The sequence below is a fragment of the Nocardia sp. NPDC049526 genome, assembly GCF_044465765.1.
In the GTDB taxonomy this organism is placed as follows: domain Bacteria; phylum Actinomycetota; class Actinomycetes; order Mycobacteriales; family Mycobacteriaceae; genus Nocardia.
The window spans coordinates 71,805-91,975 of sequence record NZ_JBITMA010000021.1; the positions used below are offsets into that span (position 1 = coordinate 71,805).

Annotated in this window: 19 protein-coding genes and 1 tRNA gene; 15 read left to right on the forward strand and 5 right to left on the reverse strand. The window is 64.7% G+C overall.

Annotation, left to right across the window (positions count from 1 at the left end):
• The first annotated feature begins 3 nt into the window (after positions 1–3).
• The 9 genes from ACIBW7_RS39475 to ACIBW7_RS39515 all read left to right on the forward strand — a co-directional run bounded on the left by ACIBW7_RS39475 (position 4) and on the right by ACIBW7_RS39515 (position 9,471).
• Positions 4–855 (forward strand): MlaE family ABC transporter permease, encoded by an 852-nt coding sequence (locus ACIBW7_RS39475; RefSeq protein ID WP_397055628.1) that lies wholly within the window; start codon positions 4–6, stop codon positions 853–855.
• Positions 856–861: 6 nt separating this feature from the next.
• The gene (locus ACIBW7_RS39480; protein ID WP_397055630.1) at positions 862–2,073 is read left to right on the forward strand and encodes an MCE family protein; all 1,212 of its coding nucleotides are present in this window, start codon (positions 862–864) and stop codon (positions 2,071–2,073) included.
• A 76-nt stretch (positions 2,074–2,149) separates the two neighbouring features.
• Entirely contained in the window at positions 2,150–3,184 is a 1,035-nt protein-coding gene (locus ACIBW7_RS39485; protein WP_397055632.1) for an MCE family protein, read from the forward strand.
• A complete protein-coding gene (locus ACIBW7_RS39490) occupies positions 3,181–4,248 on the forward strand; it encodes an MCE family protein (RefSeq protein ID WP_397055634.1) in 1,068 nt (355 codons plus the stop codon). Before ACIBW7_RS39485 ends, ACIBW7_RS39490 begins: the two co-directional genes overlap by 4 nt.
• Positions 4,245–5,513 (forward strand): MCE family protein, encoded by a 1,269-nt coding sequence (locus ACIBW7_RS39495; protein ID WP_397055636.1) that lies wholly within the window; start codon positions 4,245–4,247, stop codon positions 5,511–5,513. Before ACIBW7_RS39490 ends, ACIBW7_RS39495 begins: the two co-directional genes overlap by 4 nt.
• On the forward strand, positions 5,510–6,730 hold the full coding sequence (locus tag ACIBW7_RS39500; RefSeq protein ID WP_397055639.1) for an MCE family protein: 1,221 nt from the start codon (positions 5,510–5,512) through the stop codon (positions 6,728–6,730). Before ACIBW7_RS39495 ends, ACIBW7_RS39500 begins: the two co-directional genes overlap by 4 nt.
• On the forward strand, positions 6,727–8,136 hold the full coding sequence (locus ACIBW7_RS39505; RefSeq protein WP_397055641.1) for an MCE family protein: 1,410 nt from the start codon (positions 6,727–6,729) through the stop codon (positions 8,134–8,136). Before ACIBW7_RS39500 ends, ACIBW7_RS39505 begins: the two co-directional genes overlap by 4 nt.
• Positions 8,137–8,209: 73 nt before the next feature.
• Complete coding sequence (locus ACIBW7_RS39510; protein ID WP_397055643.1) at positions 8,210–8,938, forward strand: hypothetical protein; 729 nt, start codon at positions 8,210–8,212, stop codon at positions 8,936–8,938.
• Positions 8,935–9,471, forward strand: coding sequence for a h domain protein (locus tag ACIBW7_RS39515; protein WP_397055646.1), 537 nt, complete (start codon positions 8,935–8,937; stop codon positions 9,469–9,471). The genes ACIBW7_RS39510 and ACIBW7_RS39515 overlap by 4 nt, the downstream gene beginning before the upstream one ends.
• A 570-nt stretch (positions 9,472–10,041) precedes the next feature.
• Here the strand turns inward: ACIBW7_RS39515 and ACIBW7_RS39520 are convergent.
• The 3 genes from ACIBW7_RS39520 to ACIBW7_RS39530 form a co-directional block, all read right to left on the reverse strand.
• Positions 10,042–10,116 (reverse strand) — tRNA-Thr (locus tag ACIBW7_RS39520).
• Positions 10,117–10,243: 127 nt separating this feature from the next.
• Positions 10,244–10,486: an MbtH family protein gene (locus ACIBW7_RS39525; RefSeq protein ID WP_011207082.1), complete on the reverse strand. Its 243-nt coding sequence runs from the start codon at positions 10,484–10,486 to the stop codon at positions 10,244–10,246.
• Between the two features lie 129 nt (positions 10,487–10,615).
• Entirely contained in the window at positions 10,616–11,449 is an 834-nt protein-coding gene (locus ACIBW7_RS39530; protein ID WP_397055648.1) for an alpha/beta fold hydrolase, read from the reverse strand.
• 188 nt (positions 11,450–11,637) lie between these two features.
• Here ACIBW7_RS39530 and ACIBW7_RS39535 point away from each other — a divergent pair, with 188 nt between their 5' ends.
• From ACIBW7_RS39535 to ACIBW7_RS39550, 4 genes are all read left to right on the forward strand, one after another.
• Positions 11,638–11,808, forward strand: coding sequence for a hypothetical protein (locus ACIBW7_RS39535; protein WP_169338030.1), 171 nt, complete (start codon positions 11,638–11,640; stop codon positions 11,806–11,808).
• An 83-nt stretch (positions 11,809–11,891) separates the two neighbouring features.
• Positions 11,892–13,469, forward strand: coding sequence for a trehalose-6-phosphate synthase (locus ACIBW7_RS39540; protein ID WP_397055725.1), 1,578 nt, complete (start codon positions 11,892–11,894; stop codon positions 13,467–13,469).
• Positions 13,470–13,832: 363 nt separating this feature from the next.
• The gene (locus ACIBW7_RS39545; protein WP_040686331.1) at positions 13,833–14,570 is read left to right on the forward strand and encodes a response regulator transcription factor; all 738 of its coding nucleotides are present in this window, start codon (positions 13,833–13,835) and stop codon (positions 14,568–14,570) included.
• The gene (locus ACIBW7_RS39550) at positions 14,567–16,063 is read left to right on the forward strand and encodes a sensor histidine kinase (RefSeq protein ID WP_397055651.1); all 1,497 of its coding nucleotides are present in this window, start codon (positions 14,567–14,569) and stop codon (positions 16,061–16,063) included. The genes ACIBW7_RS39545 and ACIBW7_RS39550 overlap by 4 nt, the downstream gene beginning before the upstream one ends.
• Before the next feature lie 360 nt (positions 16,064–16,423).
• Here ACIBW7_RS39550 and ACIBW7_RS39555 read toward each other — a convergent pair whose 3' ends face one another.
• Complete coding sequence (locus tag ACIBW7_RS39555; protein WP_397055653.1) at positions 16,424–16,849, reverse strand: HIT family protein; 426 nt, start codon at positions 16,847–16,849, stop codon at positions 16,424–16,426.
• 113 nt (positions 16,850–16,962) lie between these two features.
• Here ACIBW7_RS39555 and ACIBW7_RS39560 point away from each other — a divergent pair, with 113 nt between their 5' ends.
• Positions 16,963–18,033 carry an alpha/beta fold hydrolase gene (locus ACIBW7_RS39560; RefSeq protein ID WP_397055656.1) on the forward strand — a complete coding sequence of 357 codons (1,071 nt, stop codon included), beginning with the start codon at positions 16,963–16,965 and terminating at the stop codon, positions 18,031–18,033.
• Here ACIBW7_RS39560 and ACIBW7_RS39565 read toward each other — a convergent pair.
• Positions 18,021–18,395, reverse strand: a complete 375-nt coding sequence (locus ACIBW7_RS39565) for a PH domain-containing protein (protein ID WP_040686337.1) — start codon at positions 18,393–18,395, stop codon at positions 18,021–18,023. The two genes, ACIBW7_RS39560 and ACIBW7_RS39565, sit on opposite strands and share 13 nt — an antisense overlap.
• A gap of 192 nt (positions 18,396–18,587) precedes the next feature.
• On the opposite strand from ACIBW7_RS39565, the gene purD reads away from it, so the two are divergent.
• Complete coding sequence (gene purD / locus ACIBW7_RS39570) at positions 18,588–19,859, forward strand: phosphoribosylamine--glycine ligase (RefSeq protein ID WP_397055658.1); 1,272 nt, start codon at positions 18,588–18,590, stop codon at positions 19,857–19,859.
• Positions 19,860–20,171: the final 312 nt, after the last annotated feature.

Genomic DNA, 20,171 nt, shown 5'->3' on the forward strand with positions numbered 1-20,171 from the left:
GCGATGGCATTCGTAATCCAATCCCGCTTCCCGCGTACCGTGCGGCGAGTGCGTCGCTTTTCGAACTCGCTCGATTCGCTGGGTAAACATGCGGTGTTCTATGCGCAGACAATCCGTTCCATCCCACGCGCACTGATCTACTATCGCACCGAGACCATTCGTTTGATCGCCGAAATCAGTATGGGCACAGGCGCTTTGGCGGTTATCGGCGGCACGGTGGTCATCGTCGGATTTCTCACGCTGTTCACCGGTGGCACCATCGCGGTGCAGGGTTACAGTTCGCTCGGCAATATCGGCGTCGAGGCGCTGACGGGCTTCTTCGCGGCATTCATCAATGTGCGCATCGCGGCGCCGGTGATCTCCGGAATCGGTTTGGCGGCAACCATCGGCGCGGGTTCGACCGCGCAGCTGGGCGCCATGCGGGTGGCCGAGGAGATCGACGCGCTGGAGTCCATGGCGATCCGGCCGGTGCCGTATCTGGTCGGCACCCGGGTGCTCGCGGGCATGATCGCGATCGTGCCGCTGTACGCGCTCGCGGTGATCTGTTCGTTCATCGCCAGCCGATTCGCCACCGTGGTCATCTACGGGCAGTCGGCGGGCGTCTACGACCACTACTTCTCCACCTTCCTGATCCCCAGCGACATCCTCTGGTCCTTCGCCCAGGCGATCTTCATGGCCTTGGCGGTCATGATGATTCACACCTACTACGGCTACAACGCCGCGGGCGGACCGGTCGGCGTCGGGATCGCGGTCGGCAATGCGGTGCGGGCCTCGCTGGTCGCGGTGGTCACGGTGACACTGCTGATCTCGCTGGCCATCTACGGCACCTCCGGCAACTTCCATCTCTCCGGGTAGAGCGGTATGGCAACGAAGCAATCGGGAATCGGTTTCGGCGCGGCACTGCGCGGCGGGCTCGGGCTCAAGCTCGCCGGGCTCGGCATGGTGATCGCGCTGGTCGCGATCGTGTCCATCGCGATGGTCATGTTCTTCGGCGGATTCACCAAGACGGTGACCATCACGGTGGACGCGCCGCGCAGCGGCCTGGTACTCGATCCCGACGCCAAGGTGAAGATCCGCGGTGCGGAGATCGGTCGGGTCTCGGAGATCAAGCAGACCGCCGACGGTGCGAAGCTGACGCTGGCGATGGATCCCGAACTGCTGAAAATGGTTCCGTCCAATGCGACCGTGGATATCAAGTCCACCACCGTATTCGGCGCCAAGTACATCAATTTCACTGCGCCGGAACAGGCTTCGTCGACCCCGCTGAAGCCGGGGTCGACCGTGACGGCCGAATCGGTGACCGTCGAATTCAATACGCTGTTCCAGCATCTGACCGATGTGCTGCAGAAGATCGAGCCCGAAAAGCTCAATGCCACACTGTCTGCGCTGGGCACCGCGCTGCAGGGTCGTGGCGAGAAGCTCGGTGATCTGCTCGCCCGCAGCGATGCCTACCTGCGCGATATCAATCCGAGTCTGCCCGCGCTGCAACGGGATCTGGTCGCCTCGACCGGCGTCACCAATCTGTATGCCGATACCGTGCCGGATCTGCTGCGCACCACCGACAACGCGACTGTGACGGCCAAAACGCTCGTCGAGGAGCAGGAGAACGTCGATGCGATGCTGGCCAACCTCATCGGATTGGCCGATACCACCGGCTCGGTGCTGCACGAGAACGAACAGCCACTGGTGACGGCGCTGGATCTGCTGCGTCCGACCACGCAGCTGCTCAACGACTACAAGCCGGCGCTGTACTGCCTGGTCGTCGGCCTCGCCAATGTGCTCCCGATCGGTGAGGACATCTTCGGCGGACGGTTCGACGCGGTGCCGCTGAATGCGAGTTTCATGCCGGGCGCCGATGCCTACCAGTACCCGCAGGATCTGCCGAAGGTGAATGCCACCGGCGGGCCGCACTGCGAGGGCGTGCTGGACCGGGTGCCCGACAGCCACGCGAACTTCGTGGTCACCGATACCTCCGAGGGGCATGTGTGGACGCCGTCGACGACGACACATCTCAATGGGCCCAAGGTGTTCCAGCTGCTGTTCGCCGGATTGCCGGGGGTGGGGCAGCTGTGAGGGAGCGTCAGCGAGTGAACCATAGACACAGCGTGGCGAAGCACACGACGGAGCCGAGCACCGGTGAGGTGCAGTCGTGAGTTTCAAACCGCGCGCGACAACGGTCAAGCTGACGATCTTCACGCTGGTGATGGCCCTGGTATTGGCCGGACTGGTGGTGGTGTTCAGCCAGATGCGCTTCGCCAGGGAGACCGGCTATCACGCGGTCTTCACCAACTCCTCCGGCATGCTGGACGGTGCGAAGGTTCGAATCGCCGGTGTGCCGGTGGGTTCGGTGACCGGGGTACATGTCGGCAAGGACAATCTCGCCCACGTCGATTTCGATGTGGACAGCAAGTACCGGCTCTACACCAGCACCAAGGCGACCATCCGCTACGAAAACCTGGTCGGGGACCGGTATCTCGAACTGCTGGAGGGGCCGGGCACCGCGAAGGTGATGTCCAAGGGCAGCACCGTCGGCCTTGATCGGACCTCGCCCGCACTCGACCTGGATATGTTGCTCGGTGGCTTCAAACCGCTGCTGCGCGGTCTCGATCCGGCTCAGGTCAATGATCTGACCGAGGCGCTGCTCCAGGTTTTCCAGGGCCAGGGCGGCACGCTTGTCGCGCTGCTGAACAGTTCCGGATCGTTCGCCAAAACCCTCGCCGATCGAGATGCGTTGATCGGCAGCGTGATCGAGAATCTGAAGACCGTGCTCGCCACGATCGATGACCGCGATCAGCAGTTCGCCACCACACTCGAGGAATTGCAGCGACTGGTCAGCGGTTTGGCCGCCGACAAGGATCCGATCGGTGCCGCTCTGCCGCGAATCGCCGGTGCGACAGGGGATCTGACCGATTTGCTGCAGCAGGCCCGGCCGGACCTGAAGACCACCATCGAGCAGACCGGCACCGTCGCCGCCACTCTCGACGACGGCTCCGACACCGTCCAGTGGGTGCTCGATCGGCTGCCCGAAACCTACAAGAAGCTGGTCCGGATCGGTTCCTACGGGTCGTTCCTGAATATGTACGTGTGCGGCACGAACTTCATTGTCGACGGGCCGGACGGCAAGCCGATGCACATCACCCTGCCCGGTATGCAGACGACGGGAAGGTGTGCGAAGAGCCGATGAAGGAAACTCGATCACGCGCAGTCTCGCTCGGCATCATCGGCATTGTCGTCGCGACCACGGTCTCACTGTCCGCACTGCAGGTCGACCGGCTGCCGTTCATTCGCTCCGGCGCGACCTACACCGCGTACTTCGCCGATGCGGGCGGACTGATTCCCGGTGACAATGTGCAGGTCGCTGGTGTGAAGTCGGGACGCGTCGAGCAGGTGAAGCTGGACGGTGCGAAGGTCTACGTCCGGTTCACGCTGGACGAGGGAATCGTGCTGGGCAATAAGACGAGTGCCGCCATCAAGACCAATACGGTGCTCGGCCGCAAATCGCTCGAGGTGACCCCGGCGGGCAGCGGTTCGACCCGGACGAACGACACGATTCCGCTGGACCGCACCACCTCGCCGTATTCGCTCACCGACGCGCTCGGCGATCTGACGAATACCGTCAAGGGCCTGGACATGGACCAGGTCAACCGGACGCTGGACGCGTTGTCCACGACCTTCGCCGATACTCCGGCCCCGCTGCGGTCGGCACTCGACGGCGTCACCCAGCTTTCGCGCAGCCTGAATGCCAGGGACAAGGCGCTGACCGAGTTGCTCGGCCGGGCGCAGAACGTCACGAAGGTGCTCGCCGATCGCAGCAATCAGATCAACGCGCTGCTGGTCGACGGCAATGACCTGCTCGGCGAATTGGATCGGCGGCGCAGCGCGCTCAGTCAGTTGATCGTGTACATCAACGGGCTGGCCCAGCAGCTGACCGGCCTCGTCAACGACAACGAGGCGCAGCTGAAACCCACACTGGACCGGCTGAATTCGGTGCTCGCACTGCTGCAATCCAATAAAGACAACCTGTCGAAGGCGCTCGATGGCCTCGGTCCGTTCTCGGCCGCGCTCGGTGAGCAGGTCGGCAGTGGTCCGTACTTCCAGGCGTATGTCTCGAACGCGACCACGCGCGGCCTGCAGATCCTGGTCGACGCGCTGGTCTGGCCGCAGCATGTGCCGGACTCCTTCCGCGCCTATCTGACCGACCCCGCGTTGCCGTCGATCGAGCCCGCGATTCAGGAGCCGCCGCGATGAATGCATTGCGCACTGTTCGTTCGGCACCGCAATGGGTGCGGGTGCTCACACTGGTCGTCATCGCCGCGCTGGTGATCGCCGGCGGGTGGGCACTGATTTCGCGGATCGGAAAGACCTCGATCACCGCGTATTTTCCGTCTACGACCGGCCTGTACGCCGGTGACGAGGTACGCGTGCTCGGAGTCAAGGTCGGCCGGATCGACTCCATCGATCCCGGTAAGGACCAGGTCCGGGTCGCGATGACACTCGATCGCGGCATCGAGATCCCCGCGGACGCCAAGGCGATCATCATTTCGCCGTCGCTGGTATCGGCGCGATTCATCCAATTGGCCCCGGCCTACACCGGCGGGCCGAAAATGCACGACGGCAGTGTGATTCCGATCGAGCACACCGCGGTTCCGGTCGAATGGGATGACATCAAGGCCGAATTGTCCAAACTGGCAACGACTTTGGGGCCGGTCGGCGACGATAAGCAGGGCTCGTTCGGTCGGTTCGTGAATACCGCCGCCGACAATCTCGGCAATGGCAATGCGGAGGCGTTGCGCGATACCCTGCGCGAGCTGTCGCACACGCTGAGTACGTTGTCGGACGGGCGCACCGATCTGTTCGGCACCATCCGCAATCTGCAGCAGTTCGTGGATGTGCTGTCCAAGAGCAACGATCAGATCGTGCAATTCGGCGGTCGGCTCGCCTCGGTCTCGTCGGTGCTCGCGAATGTTTCCGGTGATCTCGGTGCCGGACTGGACAATCTCGACATCGCCGTCGGTGATGTGCAGCGGTTCATCCAAGAGCGCGGCGGTGCGCTGACCGAGGGTGTGCAGCGGCTGGCCGAGGTCACCCAGATCCTCGCGGATAAGCGGCCTCAGCTCGAGCAGGTATTGCATGCCGGGCCGACGTCGCTGGCGAACTTCTATCAGATCTACGATCCGGCGCAGGGCAGTCTCACCGGTGCCGTCGTCGCGCCGAACTTCGCCAATCCGTTCGCCTTCCTCTGCGGCGCGGTCGAGGCGAACGACGCGAACGGTTCCGATCAGAGCGCCGCCCTGTGCCGCCAGTATCTGGCACCGGTCATCCAGCAACTGATGATGAATTACCCACCGCTGCTCGCCAATCCGGCCTCCAACCAGACCGCGTTCCCGAATCAGCTCGTCTACAGTCCGCCGAGTCTGGCCGCGCGCGGGCCGAGTGATTCGGTGCCGCAATCGGATCCGGTCACGGTGCCGAACGGTATCGCCGGGCTGGCCATTCCGGGAGGAGGGCGATGATGCGCATGCGAATGGCCGGTGCGGCAATCGGATTGGCCGTCGTGCTCGGAGTCAGCGGCTGTGAGTGGGACGGGCTCAATTCACTGCCCATGCCAGGTACGGCCGGAAGTGACAACGCCTACCAAGTCAAGATCCAGATGCCCAATGTCACCACACTGACCCGTAACTCGCCGGTCCGCGTGAACGACGTGACGGTCGGCACGGTATCGAAGATCGAGGTCGAGGGCTGGCACGCGCTGGTCACCGTCTCGTTGAACAACGATGTGAAGCTGCCCGCCAATGCGACCGCCCGAATCGGGCAGACCAGTCTGCTCGGCAGCAATCATCTCGAACTCGCCGCGCCGAAAGATGTTCCGGCACAAGGTGAGCTGAAGAACGGCGATCTGATCCCGCTGGATCGGGCCGGTGTCTATCCGACCACCGAGCAGACCCTGTCATCGCTGTCGGTGGTGCTCAACGGCGGCGGCATCAGTCAGCTCGAAACCATTACCCACGAACTCAATGCCGCATTCAACGGTCGCGAGGATGCGATCCGGGATCTGCTGCCGCAGTTGACCGAGCTGACCACCACACTGGATTCCCAGACCAAAGACATCATCGATGCGATGGGCGGACTGGACCGGTTCGCTGGCACGCTGGCCAAGCAGAAGGATCGGGTAGCCGCGGCGATCGAACAGATCCATCCGGCGCTCACCGTGCTCGCCGATCGGCGCGAGGACATCACGCATACCCTTACCGCCCTCGGTGATCTGAGCGATGTGGTGCAGCGGATCATCGCGCAGGGTGGGGACAATCTGAAGGCGAATCTGGCGAATCTGGCACCCGTGCTGGAGACGCTGGCCAGCACCGGGAACAGCCTGGTCGAGGTCCTGAAGATACTCTTCACCTTCCCGTTCCCGATGAAGAATCTCGATCACGCGGTCAAGGGCGATTACATGAACCTGATCATGACCGTCGATATCACGGGCAAGCGATTGGATTCGAACTTCCTCACCGGCACTCCGCTCGGCGGTCGGTTCGGTGGGGTCGAGGGTGCACTCGGCGGTCTGGCCGGGACGGCGGAGGGCAATAGCAATCCGGCGACGGCACCGCTGCAGTCACCTGGCGCGACTCCGGCTCCGACACCGAGTATCCCTGGGCTGCCGCCGATTCCGGGTCTGCCTGCGATTCCCGGCCTCACCGTTCCGCCCGCCGGGCAGGAAGGTGCGGGACGATGAAACTCACGCGATTCGTCAAGATCCAATTGGCCATCTTCTCGGTGCTGACGGTGATCGGCTTGGTGGTGATGGGCGGTACCTATGTGGGACTGCCCGCCATGTTCGGTATCGGCCGCTACGAGGTGACCGTCAAACTGTTGGCCACCGGCGGGCTGTATCCGACGGCCAATGTCGCCTACCGCGGCACGAATGTCGGCAAGGTGGAAGAGGTTCGGCTAACTCCGACGGGTGTGGACGCGAAGCTGTCCATCAAGAGCGATTACAAGATTCCGTCCGATGTCGACGCGTGGGTGCGCAGCGTCTCGGCCATCGGTGAGCAGTACGTCGATCTGGTGCCGGTCGCGAATGCCAAGGGCAGCAACCTTTCCGACGGTTCGGTGATTCCGGTGGATCGCACCAAGCTGCCCGAGGATATCGGCACCGTGCTCGACCGCTCCGATCGTCTGCTGTCCAGCATTGCCGATACCAAGCTGCGGCAGGTGATCGACGATGCGTTCAAGGCCTTCAACGGGGCCGGACCGGATCTGCAGAAGTTCATCGATTCCGCATCGCTGCTGGTGCAGGAGGCCCAGGCGAATGCCGAGCCGACCAAGGATCTGCTGGAAAAGATCGGGCCGTTGCTGGATACGCAGAATCGGTCCGATGCGGCGATCCGGTCGTGGACCCAGGACCTGGCGACGGTCACCGACCAACTGCGCGCCCATGATCCGGCGCTGCGCAATGTCATCGAGAAGACGCCCGGCGCGGCACAGCAGGTGAGTTCGCTGTTCCAGGACCTGCGTCCGACCCTGCCGATCCTGCTGTCGAATCTGGTCAGCGTGGGTCAGGTCGGGGTGACCTATCACTCGGGTCTGGAACAGATCCTGGTGATTTTTCCACCGCTGACCGCCGCGTTCCTGACGGCCATCCGCGGTCCCGTCGAATACGGTGCCGTGGTGGACTTCCACCTGGAACTCAACGATCCGCCCGGCTGCACCACCGGCTTCCTCACGCCGGAACAGCGCCGCTCACCCGCCCAGCTCGACACTCCGGACACGCCGCCCGGGCTGTACTGCAAGGTGGCGCAGAACGCCAAGGAAGCCGTGCGCGGTATCCGCAATACGCCGTGCATGGAGGTGCCGGGTAAGCGGGCGCCGTCACCGGAGCTGTGCCGCGACCCGAACGGCTATGTGCCCGAAGGCAATAACCCGGCGTTCGGTCAGCCGCAGCCGGTGACGCCGTCGGGTGACCCGATCGGCGATCAGGGCTCGACCCACCCGGCCGCACACAGTACGACATTGGATCCCGGCAGTGGGACCTTCATGGGACCGGACGGACGCACGTACCGTCAGGGGGATATCGGAAAGGACGGATCCGGCACGATACCGTCGAGTTGGCAGGCGATGCTTCAGGAGCAGCAGCAGTGAGAGAGCGTAGCGAACGAACCATGTCACAGCGTGCTTCGCTCATGCCGGAACCGAGCGTCAGCGAGGTGCAGGCATGAGTGAATCCAGTGTGGTCAAGGCTCGGCCCAGGCGACGGGCGGTGCGTTCGGCGGGTCCGCCGCCGGAGGACACGCTCCCGCTCGAGACCGAAGGTGTCGAGCTGACCAAGGCCGTCGATGTCACCGTCAAGGCGACGAAGTCGGAGTCGGACGGTCCGAGCGACGATGCCGAACCCGTGACCACGCTGGAGATACCCAGCGTCGCGGAGGTCGGCGATGACGCTCCGAAGTCCGGCCCGCCGCGCGGGGTGCTCATCGCCGGTGCCGCCGCGGCCGTGGTCGTGGCGATCGCGCTGGTGATCGGCACCGGATTCTTCGCCTACAACCTGCACACCGCAGCCGACCGCGATGCGCGGCGCGCGGACTACGTGCAGACCGCCAAGCAGGCGATTCTCAATCTCACCACCATCAAGGACGACACCGCCAAGGCCGATATCGACCGCGTCCTCGCGGTGGCCTCCGGCGAACTCAAGGCCGAATACTCGCAGCGCAAGGACGCCTACGCGAGCGTGGTCGAACAGGCCAAGGTGAAGGCCACCGGTGAGATCATCGAATCCGCCATCGAGAGCGAGGACGGGGATTCGGCACGCGTGCTGGTCGCCGCCAAGCAGACCCTGACCAATGCGGGTATGGCGGATCCGCAGACGCGGTTCTACCGATTCCGGGTCACCGTCACCCGCGGCGACAACGGGATCACCGCCTCACAAGTGGAGTTCGTGGCATGACAGCATCGCGTAGCGATTCGATGAGGGGCGGCGGTCGGGTGCCGGGTGGGCGCAGGCGTTTGATTCTGGTGGCGTCCGCGGTCGCCCTCGTCATCGTCGCGCTGGCGGCCGTCTGCGGCGTCACCGGATACAAGTACTGGAACGACCGCAAGAGCGAACAGGCCCGCACCCAGGCCGTCCCCGCGGCGCAGCGCACCGTCGAAGCGATGTTCACCTACAACTTCAAAACGGTGGACGCCGAATTGCCGAAGGCCGCCGACAATCTCGGCGGCAGCTTCCGCGACGACTACCTGAAACTGATCAAGGAAGCCATCGCCCCCGGCGCCAAGGAAAAGGAACTCAACGTCCAGGCCACCACCCAGGCCACCGGCGTAGTCTCCGCCGAACCCGCCCACGCAGTTGTCCTGCTCTACCTGAACCAGGTAAGCACCGGCAAGGACTCCCCCCAAGCCAACATCAGCACCAGCCGAGTCCGGGTAAGCCTGGACAAGAACGATGGCCGCTGGCTGGTATCCGCAGTAACGCCCATCTAGCAACCGGCAGCCGCTGTCACTCGATCGCCTTTCGGTGGGTGACTCGGCTGACCGTGCTCCTCTGTGGCCGGTCCAGTATTGACGAGTGAGTGCGCGCGTTCCCGTCAGCTCAGGGGGAGGGCTGCATGGGTCACGAACGTCTATACCGCTGCGGCGGTAGTGCGTTCGCTTCCGGGCATCCACGCTGACTGTTGACGGCACCTAAGGTTTGCGCCGCGCCGCTGAGCATCGACAGGTCGGTGCGGCCGCGGATACCATCCAAGGCAGCTTGATCGCGATCACCGAAAATGCGGCAAAGCATGGCGTTTGCATGGGCGGGGTTGAGCGAGGTTGACCGACTGCAGGGCCTCTATGACGTGATCGATGTGCTCGGCTGGAGCCCCTTGTCAGGATTGAACTGACGACCTTTCGCTTACGCAGACGGCAGGGCCTCTATGACGTGATCGAGTGCGTCGTGATCGACGTGCTCGGCTGGAGCCCCCTGTCAGGATTGAACTGACGACCTTTCGCTTACGCAGACGGCAGGGCCTCTATGACGTGATCGAGTGCGTCGTGATCGACGTGCTCGGCTGGAGCCCCCTGTCAGGATTGAACTGACGACCTTTCGCTTACAAGGCGAGTGCTCTACCACTGAGCTAAGGAGGCGGACGGTGTCTTACTCAACAAAACGGTGCCAATCATAACCGGGCACGCCAGCTGCGTGACACCGGCTTTACGGTGTCACGCAGTGACGGTTCAGCAGTGGGCCCGGCGCAGTATCGGATACCGCGGGTCAGGACTGGGCGCCCTGGCGGGCCGCGTCATCGGCGGCCATTGCATCACGCAGGCTCTTCGGACGCATGTCGGTCCAGTTCTTCTCGACGTATTCCACGCACGCGGCGCGGCTGTCCTCGCCGAAAACGACTCGCCATCCGGCCGGAACCTCCGCAAAGGCCGGCCACAGCGAATGCTGTTCCTCATCGTTGACCAGAACGAAGAAGCGGCCGTCTTCGTCATCGAAGGGGTTGGTGCTCAATTTCACCTCACTGGATACTGGCGCATGTACGGGATCGCCCTTGGCTCGTCCAACGCTGTTCGAGCGCCGGAAGGTCCCCGAGCGTTGTGTCGACCCTAGCAAGGCAGACGTTACGCGTAGGCAGTTACCTCAGGCCGCGAAGAAATCGAGCAGGATCTTGTTCACCGCTTCTGGACGCTCGAGATAGCCGTAGTGCCCCGCATCAGGAACTTCCAGGTAACGCGCACCCGAAATGGCCTCGGCAACCTCCCTGGACAGATACGGCGGAATCATCCGGTCGTCGGCGAATCCGATGGCCAGGCACGGCACCTTGATGCCGCGATAGGCCTGCACGCGGTCGAAATCGTGGTCCATCCGGCGCTGGGCGCGGATACCGGGCGTCACCGCACCACCGGTGAATTCGAACAGATCGAGCCAGTCGCGGGCGGCGTTCGGGTCGGCCATGGTCGCGGGCGACATATTCATCACCGCGGTCACGGCGGCCTCGTACTTCGCGGGCAAGCTGACCCCGCTGGCGTCTAGTTCGTGTTCGCCGAGCGAGAGCGTCTTCTGGAACTGGTCGAGGCGGCCGTGTCCGGCCATGAATACGGCCTTGCGCACCAGTTCCGGACGCGCCAGCGCGAGTTCCTGCGCCACCCGAGCGCCCATCGAGGTGCCGACCACCAGTGCGGGACCCTCATCGAGCAGCTCGATGAGTCCGGCGGTATCGCCGACCAGTTGATCGATGGTCATACCCTCGGCCGCCTCATAGGACGGTTTGATGCCGCGATTGTCGAATGTGCAGACCCGGTATCCGGCCTTGACCAGCGCCGGGACCTGATGCAACTCCCAGACCCGGCCCGGGCTGCCGGTGCCCATGATCATGACGACCAGCGGACCCGAGCCCTTCGCTTCCGTACCCTTGGTTCGGTCGCCCTTGACCTGGTAGTTGAGTGAAATTCCGTTCACCGTGGCCAGCGGCATATCGACCCTTTCGTGGAGTTGGTGCTGCGTTCCCAAGGTATAGGGCTTCGGTTTTCGATGGGCAGGCGAAGGGTATGACGCCGAACGTGTCGGAGGTCACCCGGATCCGGGTGCGGCATACCGCCGTGGTGGCCAGATACCATTGACTATTCGCACGTACGAGCGTACTGAGCCGGGAGGACAAGAAGATGGCCGCGAAGAGCAGCGCGAACGACATCGCGGACGACGATCTGGAACCACTCGCCGACGAGACCGCCCGTCAGGCGCAGCGAGTTGTCGCGGCCTACGCGGAGGATGCGGACGAATGCCGGATGCTGCTGTCCATGCTGGGCATCGGGCCTAACTCTCGGGGCGAGTAACCACCTCGACGTCAACGGGGCCGTCGACTATTCACAACTTCAAACGCCGAAAGCGACGCGCAAAGGATGCGTGAGTGGACCAGATGACCCAACAGCCGTCCGAGGACTCCGAACACGCCTTTCTAGAGCCCCCATCCGAACCCGACACCACGGTGGTCCCCTCCGCCCTCGCCGAGATGAGCGGGGCCGGTTCCGGCTTCGTTGTCGTCGCCAACCGGCTGCCGGTCGACCTGGAGAAACTGCCCGACGGTTCCACTCGTTGGAAGCGCAGTCCGGGCGGTTTGGTGACCGCACTGGAACCGGTGCTCCGTAATAACAAGGGGGCGTGGGTCGGCTGGGCCGGCGTTCCCGATGTCGATATCGATCCGATCATCGAGGACGGCCTCGAACTGCATCCGGTGCCGCTGTCCGCGGAGGAAGTCTCCGAGTACTACGAGGGCTTCTCCAACGGCACGCTGTGGCCGCTGTACCACGATGTGATCGTGCGCCCGGTCTACGACCGGGCGTGGTGGGCCGCCTATGTCACGGTGAACCGGCGCTTCGCCGAGGCCACCGCGAAGGTCGCCGCCGAGGGCGCGACCGTCTGGGTGCAGGACTACCAATTGCAGTTGGTGCCGAAGATGCTGCGGATGCTGCGGCCCGATCTCACCATCGGATTCTTCCTGCACATTCCGTTCCCGCCGGTCGAGCTGTTCATGCAGATGCCGTGGCGGACCGAAATCATCGAGGGTCTGCTCGGCGCCGACCTGATCGGCTTCCACCTGCCGGGCGGCGCGCAGAACTTCCTCTACCTGGCCCGCAGGTTGGCAGGCCAGCCCACCTCGCGTGGCACCGTCGGTGTGCGGTCCAAGCTCGGCGTGGTGCAGGTGGGCTTCCGCACGGTCCGGGTCGGCGCGTTCCCGATTTCGATCGCCTCGGCCGAACTCGATGAGCATTCGCGCCGCCGCTCGGTCCGCGAACGGGCCGCGAAAATCCGAGCCGAACTCGGCAATCCGAAAAATATCCTGCTCGGCGTCGACCGCTTGGACTACACCAAGGGCATCGATATCCGCCTGGCCGCGCTGGAGGAATTGCTGCTGGAGAACAGGCTGGATCCGGCCGATACCGTCATGGTGCAGTTGGCCACCCCGAGCCGTGAGCGGGTGGAGAGCTATATCCAGATGCGCGGCGATATCGAGCGCCAGGTCGGCCGGATCAACGGTGAATTCGCCAGGGTCGGCTATCCGGTCGTGCACTATCTGCACCGCCCGATTCCGCGCGACGAACTCGTCGCATTCTTCGTGGCCGCCGACGTCATGCTGGTGACGCCGCTGCGTGACGGGATGAACCTGGTCGCCAAGGAGTACGTCGCCTGTCACAGCGGTCTCAACGGAGCGTTGGTATTGAGCGAATTCACCGGTGCCGCAGCGGAATTGCGTCAGGCATATCTGTGCAATCCGCACGACCTGAACAGTGTGAAGGATGCCGTCATCTCCGCGCTGGAGGACGACCGCGATACGCGTCGTCGCCGCATGCGCTCCCTGCGCCGTCAGGTGCTCGCGCACGATGTGGACCGCTGGGCGCGGGCATTCCTGGAGGCGCTGGCTCAGGACCAGGTCGCCGGGAGCGCGCTGCTCACCGACGACGATGTGTACCCGGAGTCGCGAGCTCCCCGTCGCTGACGCACCCCCCGGAGCGAGTCTTACGAGCGAGGAGTTCGCGGCCCGTCTCGCGTCCGAGTCGTCGAAGCGCATGCGCCGCAGGTGCGGGACTGGACCATGCGTCGTGTGTGCATCGGTGGCCGAGCGATCCGTTATCGGTGACCCCGACGGAGCGAGTCTTACGAGCGAGGAGTTCGCGGCCCGTCTCGCGTCCGAGTCGTCGAAGCGCATGCGCCGCAGGCGCGAGTCTCGACGACTCGGACGCGAGACACCAGGGGGCCGCGAACACGCCGCGCCGAAGGCGCGGCCATTAGACACAGCACTCACAGGAATCACCCAGCTAAGGTCCAGACAGTTCCCAGTCGATTGTCGGACTATGAAGCAATGAGTGGTGCGCCTGCGGAGTCCACGCCCGAGGCCCGGGTGCTGGTGGTGGACGACGAACCCATGATCGTGGAGCTCTTGTCGGTGAGCCTGCGCTATCAGGGGTTCGCGGTCGATACGGCTATCGACGGGGCGCAGGCGCTGGACAAGGCGCGCACCTTCCGGCCGCAGGCACTGATCGTCGATGTGATGATGCCGGGTATGGACGGCTTCGGGCTGCTGCGCCGACTGCGCGCCGACGGCATCGACGCACCGGTGCTGTTCCTGACCGCCCGCGACGACGTCCAGGACAAGGTCGCCGGGCTCACCCTCGGCGCCGACGACTACATCACCAAACCGTTCAGCCTCGAGGAAGTGGTGGCCCGGCTGCGAGTTGTCCTGCGCCGCTTCGGTCATGCCGCGCCGCAGCGCGAGAGTTCGCGAATCCGGTTCGAGGACATCGAACTCGACGACGATACGCACGAGGTGTGGAAGGCGGGCGAGCCGGTTGCGTTGTCGCCCACCGAATTCACCCTGCTGCGGTATTTCATGGTCAATGCCGGGACGGTGTTGAGTAAGCCGCGCATCCTCGATCATGTGTGGCGCTACGACTTCGGGGGTGAGGTCGGCGTGGTCGAAACGTATGTCTCGTATCTGCGCAAGAAGGTCGACACGGGCGATCAGCGCTTGATTCACACCTTGCGTGGTGTGGGCTACGTGATGCGCGCGCCGAATCGCACACGCCAGTCCGAGAAATGATCACGTCCCGGATCGAACAGACCCGTCGCAAACTGGCACGCGCTTCTTCGGCGATTCCGCTGCGGGTGACGCTGGTGCTGGCGCTGGTTCTGCTTTCCGCGCTCGGACTGTTCGCATCCGGCACGGTCGTCACCTCGGCGCTGGAGAATTCGCTGCTGCACCGCACCGATCAGCAACTTCGCGATGCGGTGATGGCGTGGTCGCGGCCGCGGCCGCCGACTCCTTCGACTCCGTCGCATCCGTCCAGCACCTTCTATGTCCACATCGAGCCGACCCCGGGCGGCAACGGCACCGTTTACCTCGAGACCAGACCGTTCAACGAGGAGGCCGAGCCGGAACTGCCGCGACTGCCCGATATGCGGCCGACCACGGATCCGCCGGGCAGCAAGGTCCTCACCAGAGCGGTGACCGTCGGCTCCAAGAACGGTTCGACGGTCAAATGGCGGACCATGACGGCGGTGTCACCCGATACGACGACCACGATCGCGATACCGCTCACCGAGAACATCGACACGGTCAATCGACTGATCATGTTGCAGCTGATGGTCGGTGCCGCGGTGCTGGCAGCGCTGGCGGTGCTCGCCTACTTCGTGATCCGGCGCAGTCTGCGGCCGTTGCGCGCGGTCGAGAAGACCGCCGCCGCCATCGCCGCCGGTGACCTACATCGCCGAGTTCCGGTGCGCGGCACCAACACCGAGGTCGACCGGCTGTCCCAATCGCTCAACGGCATGCTGGCCCAGATCCAACAGGCCTTCGCCGCGACGGAAGCTTCCGAATCGGCGGCCCGGCGCTCCGAGGCGAAGATGCGCCGCTTCGTCGCCGACGCGAGCCATGAACTGCGGACCCCGCTCACCACCATCAGCGGCTTCGCCGAACTGTATCGACAAGGCGCGACCGCGGATCCGGCCATGTTCATGGACCGCATCGAACGCGAGGCCCAGCGTATGGGGCTGTTGGTCGAGGACCTGTTGATGCTGGCCCGATTGGACGCACAGCGTCCGCTGGAACTGGGCCCGGTCGACCTGCTCGCCATCGCCAGCGACGCCGTGCACAATGCCCGCGCCGTCACAGCGGCCAATGGCGATGAGGGTCCTCGCCGCTCTGTCGAACTCGAAATTCGTTCGGGCACAGGAACATTGGAAGTGACCGGGGATGAAGCGCGGTTGCGTCAGATTCTGGCCAACCTGCTGAACAACGCACTCACGCACACACCCCCGGACGCCGACGTCAAGGTCCGGCTTACCCCAACCGATGACGAGGTCCTGCTGGAGGTCGCCGACACCGGTCAGGGCCTGCCGCCCGAGGAGGCCGAGCGCGTCTTCGAACGCTTCTACCGCACCGACACCTCCCGTACCCGGGCCAGCGGCGGCACCGGCCTCGGCCTGTCCATCGTCCAAGCCCTGGTCGACGCACACAACGGCACCGTGAGCGTCGAAAGCGCCGAGGGTGAAGGCACTACCTTCACCGTCCGCCTACCCCGCGAAATCCGCTGAGCAATAGCACCGCGGTGCTCCCTGGGTCGGGCCGTCGGCTTACTCGCTGACGTCACCGTCCGCTTCGCCTCAGTGCACTCACTCATGGACGTGTGATCACCATGTATTCGTTGAGGCAAACCCCGAGAACCCCGCTCCGCCAATACATTCTCGAGGCACAGCGTGTTCGAAGCCCGGTGGGCCGGCGTCACCGTGGGCGCTGCTCGAGGCAGTGGCATGGCGCGGGCTGATCGAGGTGGTCACGGGAGTGTTGAGCGGCACTCGCTTTTCGGGGACGGCAGTAGGTGTGGATGGTGGCGGCCCCGTGCTCGAGGAGGGTGCGGGCGGGCTGTGCCGGTGCGGGATCAGCGCCTGGCTGGATCAGTCGGGGACGTTGGATCCGTAGCCCAGGTTGCGCAGGGCGGACTTGATTTTGGTTTGGGCTTCGTCGAGGGATTCGGGGGTGGGGTGGGGGTTGGCCCCGGAGATGTCGAAGTTGCCCATGGTGAAGGCCGGGAAGACGTGGACGTGCAGGTGGGGGACTTCCAGGCCGGCGATGAGCAGGCCGGCGCGGGGGGCGTCCCAGGCGTGGCGGACCGCTTGACCGATTTTCTGCGCGACGCTGTTGAGCCGCGCGAAGGTGTCGGCGTCGACGTCCTGCCACTGATCGATCTCCTTGCGGGGGACCACCAGCGTGTGCCCTTGCGTCACCGGGGCGATGGTGAGGAATGCGACGAATTCGTCGTCCTCCCAGACGAAACGGCCCGGCAGCTGGCCTTCGATGATCGCGCTGAAAACAGAAGCCATGCACCGCAGGCTACGCCGAGCGTTCCCGATCGGTCGTTCGGGTGTTGACGCGCCACCAAACTGTGTCTATCGTACACATATCAGTTTCCGATGGACACAATTTAGGAAGTGACATGATCACCATCGCCCTTGCCGCGACAGCCGCCGCCCCCGCGGGCTTGCTCACGCACCGCCGGTTGCGTCGCCGCGGCAATGCTCGGGCCCTCCGGATCGACACCCCGAACGGCATCTCGGAGGCGGGCTTCGTCACCATCGGCGGCATCGAGCAGTGGATGGAAATCCGCGGCGAGGATCGGGCCAACCCGGTGCTGCTGGAATTGCACGGTGGCCCCGGCGCCTCGAATACCTACTTCGCCAACCGAACTCGGGCTTGGGAAAAGCACTTCACGATCGTTCGGTGGGATATGCGCGGCGCGGGAAAGACTTTCGGTCGCGGCGCACAGGGCGAGATGACCTTCGACCGGCTCTACACCGACGCACTCGAGGTCACCCAGCACGTGCGCGACCGGCTGCACGCCGACAAGGTGGTATTGCTGGCCGCCTCCTTCGGCTCGGTGCTCGGACTTCGCCTGGCCCGCAACCATCCCGAGCTGTACTCGGCCTACGTGGGAACCGACCAGAACATCACCGGCGGCGAACCCGACCACGGGGCCTTCGGCGCGGTTGTAGAACGGCTGCGCAAGGCCGGAAAGCGCACCGCCGCAGCGAAGTTGGAGGAGATGGGACCGGATGCCACGCGGTGGACCGCCGAGCAGTGGGGCCTGCACGCAAAACTGGCGACCAGCTCGGATCCCATGCTCACCGGAATCTTGAAGAAGCTGATCGTGCCGTCGATGTGGTTCTCGCCGCGGCATCGGCTGCGCGATCTGAAGGCGGGCGCGGACGGTATGAAGTTCTCCGAACGGGTCGGCGTCGAATCCGTGCACTTCGACGCCTGGCGCGACGGCACGCGATTCGAGCTGCCGTTCTTCATCTTCCAGGGCGAACACGACAGCCTGATGCCCGCGGCCAGGGCGCGCCGCTACTTCGACGATGTCGAGGCGCCGCACAAGGAGTTCGCGCTGATCGCGGACGCCAACCACTTCGCGGCGTTCTGGCAGCCCGAACAATTCCTCGAACTGCTGCTGACCCGGGTCCGGCCGGTGGTCACCAGCGGGCCCAGGCCATGGGCTCAGGCGACGTAATGCGAAAGGATGCCCTGCACTTCGTAGATGTCGACCTGGCGGTTGAACCGCTTCTGCACCGGTTCGTGGGTGCCGGAGATCCAGATGCAGAGTTCGGCATCCAGGTCGAAGGTGCCCGCGGTCTCCACCGTGAAGTGGGTGATGGCGCGGTAGGGAATGCTGTGATAGCTCACCTTGCGGCCGGTGACACCCTGCTTGTCGACCAGGATGAGACGCTTGTTGGTGAACAGAATCGCATCGCGGACAAGAAGATACGCGGCGTAGACCTGTTCACCGCCGCCCATCAGTCTCGCGTATTCCTCTTGCGCCTTACCGGGATCGATCCGCCCGGCATTGCCCATCAGTCCGTCGATCAGACCCATAGTCAGCACGTCCTTTGCGCGGTGGAGGTCGGCTGTCGCGCCCCCTCTCATCAATCATCCACACCGGTCGCCGCCGCGGGGGCAGCTGTGCACGGAAATTCGGCGCGAGTCGATGTACAGGTGATGAACCACGAGTGGCGCGTCGTCGGACTCCTGGTCAGCCACTGTTGGCGACAACCTAAGCTGTTGCCCGTGCGCGTACTCGTCATCGGTTCCGGAGCCCGTGAACATGCCCTCGTCCTGGCCCTGCGCCGGGACCCCGCGGTGACCGCATTGTTCGCGGCGCCGGGCAACGCCGGAATCGCCCAGTACGCGCAGGTCAGAGTGGTCGATCAGTCCTCCGCGGAGGCGGTTGTCGCCCTGGCTACCGACCTGGACGCGGACCTGGTGGTGATCGGCCCCGAGGTGCCGCTGGTGCTCGGCGTCGCCGATGCGGTCCGGGCCGCGGGCATTGCGTGCTTCGGTCCGTCCGCTGCGGCCGCGCGTATCGAGGGTTCGAAGGCGTTCGCGAAGGACGTCATGACGGCCGCCGGGGTCCGCACCGCGCACAGCGAGATTGTGGACAACCCCGCTGAACTCGATGCCGCGCTCGACCGGTTCGGCCCGACCTGGGTCGTCAAGGACGACGGCCTGGCCGCGGGCAAGGGCGTGGTGGTCACCGCCGACCGGCTTGCGGCCCGCGATCACGGTGCGGAACTGCTCGAGCAGGGCCATCCGGTGCTGTTGGAATCCTTCCTCGACGGCCCCGAGGTTTCGCTTTTCTGCCTGGTCGACGGCGAGACCGTGGTGCCGCTGCTGCCCGCGCAGGATCACAAGCGCGTCGGCGACGGTGACACCGGGCCGAATACCGGCGGTATGGGTGCGTACACTCCGCTGCCGTGGCTGCCGGAGGAGACGGTCACCGCGATCGTCGAGGATGTCGTGAAGCCCGTTGCGGCGGAGTTGGTGCGGCGTGGCTGCGGCTTCTCCGGACTGCTCTACGCGGGTCTGGCGATCGGCGCGCACGGACCTGCCGTCGTCGAATTCAATTGTCGCTTCGGCGATCCGGAGACCCAAGCGGTGCTCGCCCTGCTGGAGAGTCCGCTCGGCGAATTGCTGAATGCCACGGCGACCGGCACGCTCGCCGAGGTCGCCGCGCCGCGTTGGCGGGACGGTTCGGCGGTCACGGTCGTGATCGCCGCCGAGAACTATCCGGGTCGTCCCCGCGTCGGTGATGTGATCACCGGAGCGGGCGAGGGCAATACCGACGACTCGTCCGCCGTGCTGCATGCGGGAACCGCATCGCGCGAGGACGGAGCCCTGGTCTCCGCGGGTGGTCGTGTGCTGAGCGTCGTCGGCATCGGCGCGGATCTGGCCGAGGCGCGCGCACACGCCTATGACCGAATTGCCTCGATCAAGTTGCCGGGCAGCCACTTCCGCACCGATATCGGCCTAGCCGCCGTCGAGGACCGCATTTCTGTTTGACTCATATGACTCGCACTGGTGATCTCCACGGAGCGAGTCTTACGAGCGAGGAGTTCGCGGCCCGTCTCGCGGCCCGAGCCGTCGGAGCGCATGGGCGACGCTGGTACGGGGCCCCGCTCGCTTGGCGTGTGCCCGTCAGGCGTCGAGTGATCTGTCGTCGGTGACCAGCGCGGAGTGAGTCTTACGAGCGGCCCGTTCGCCTGTCTTGTGTCTGAGTCGTCGGAGCGCATGGGCGACGCTGGTACGGGGCCCCGCTCGCTTGGCGTGTGCCCGTCAGGCGTCGAGTGATCTGTCGTCGGTGACCAGCGCGGA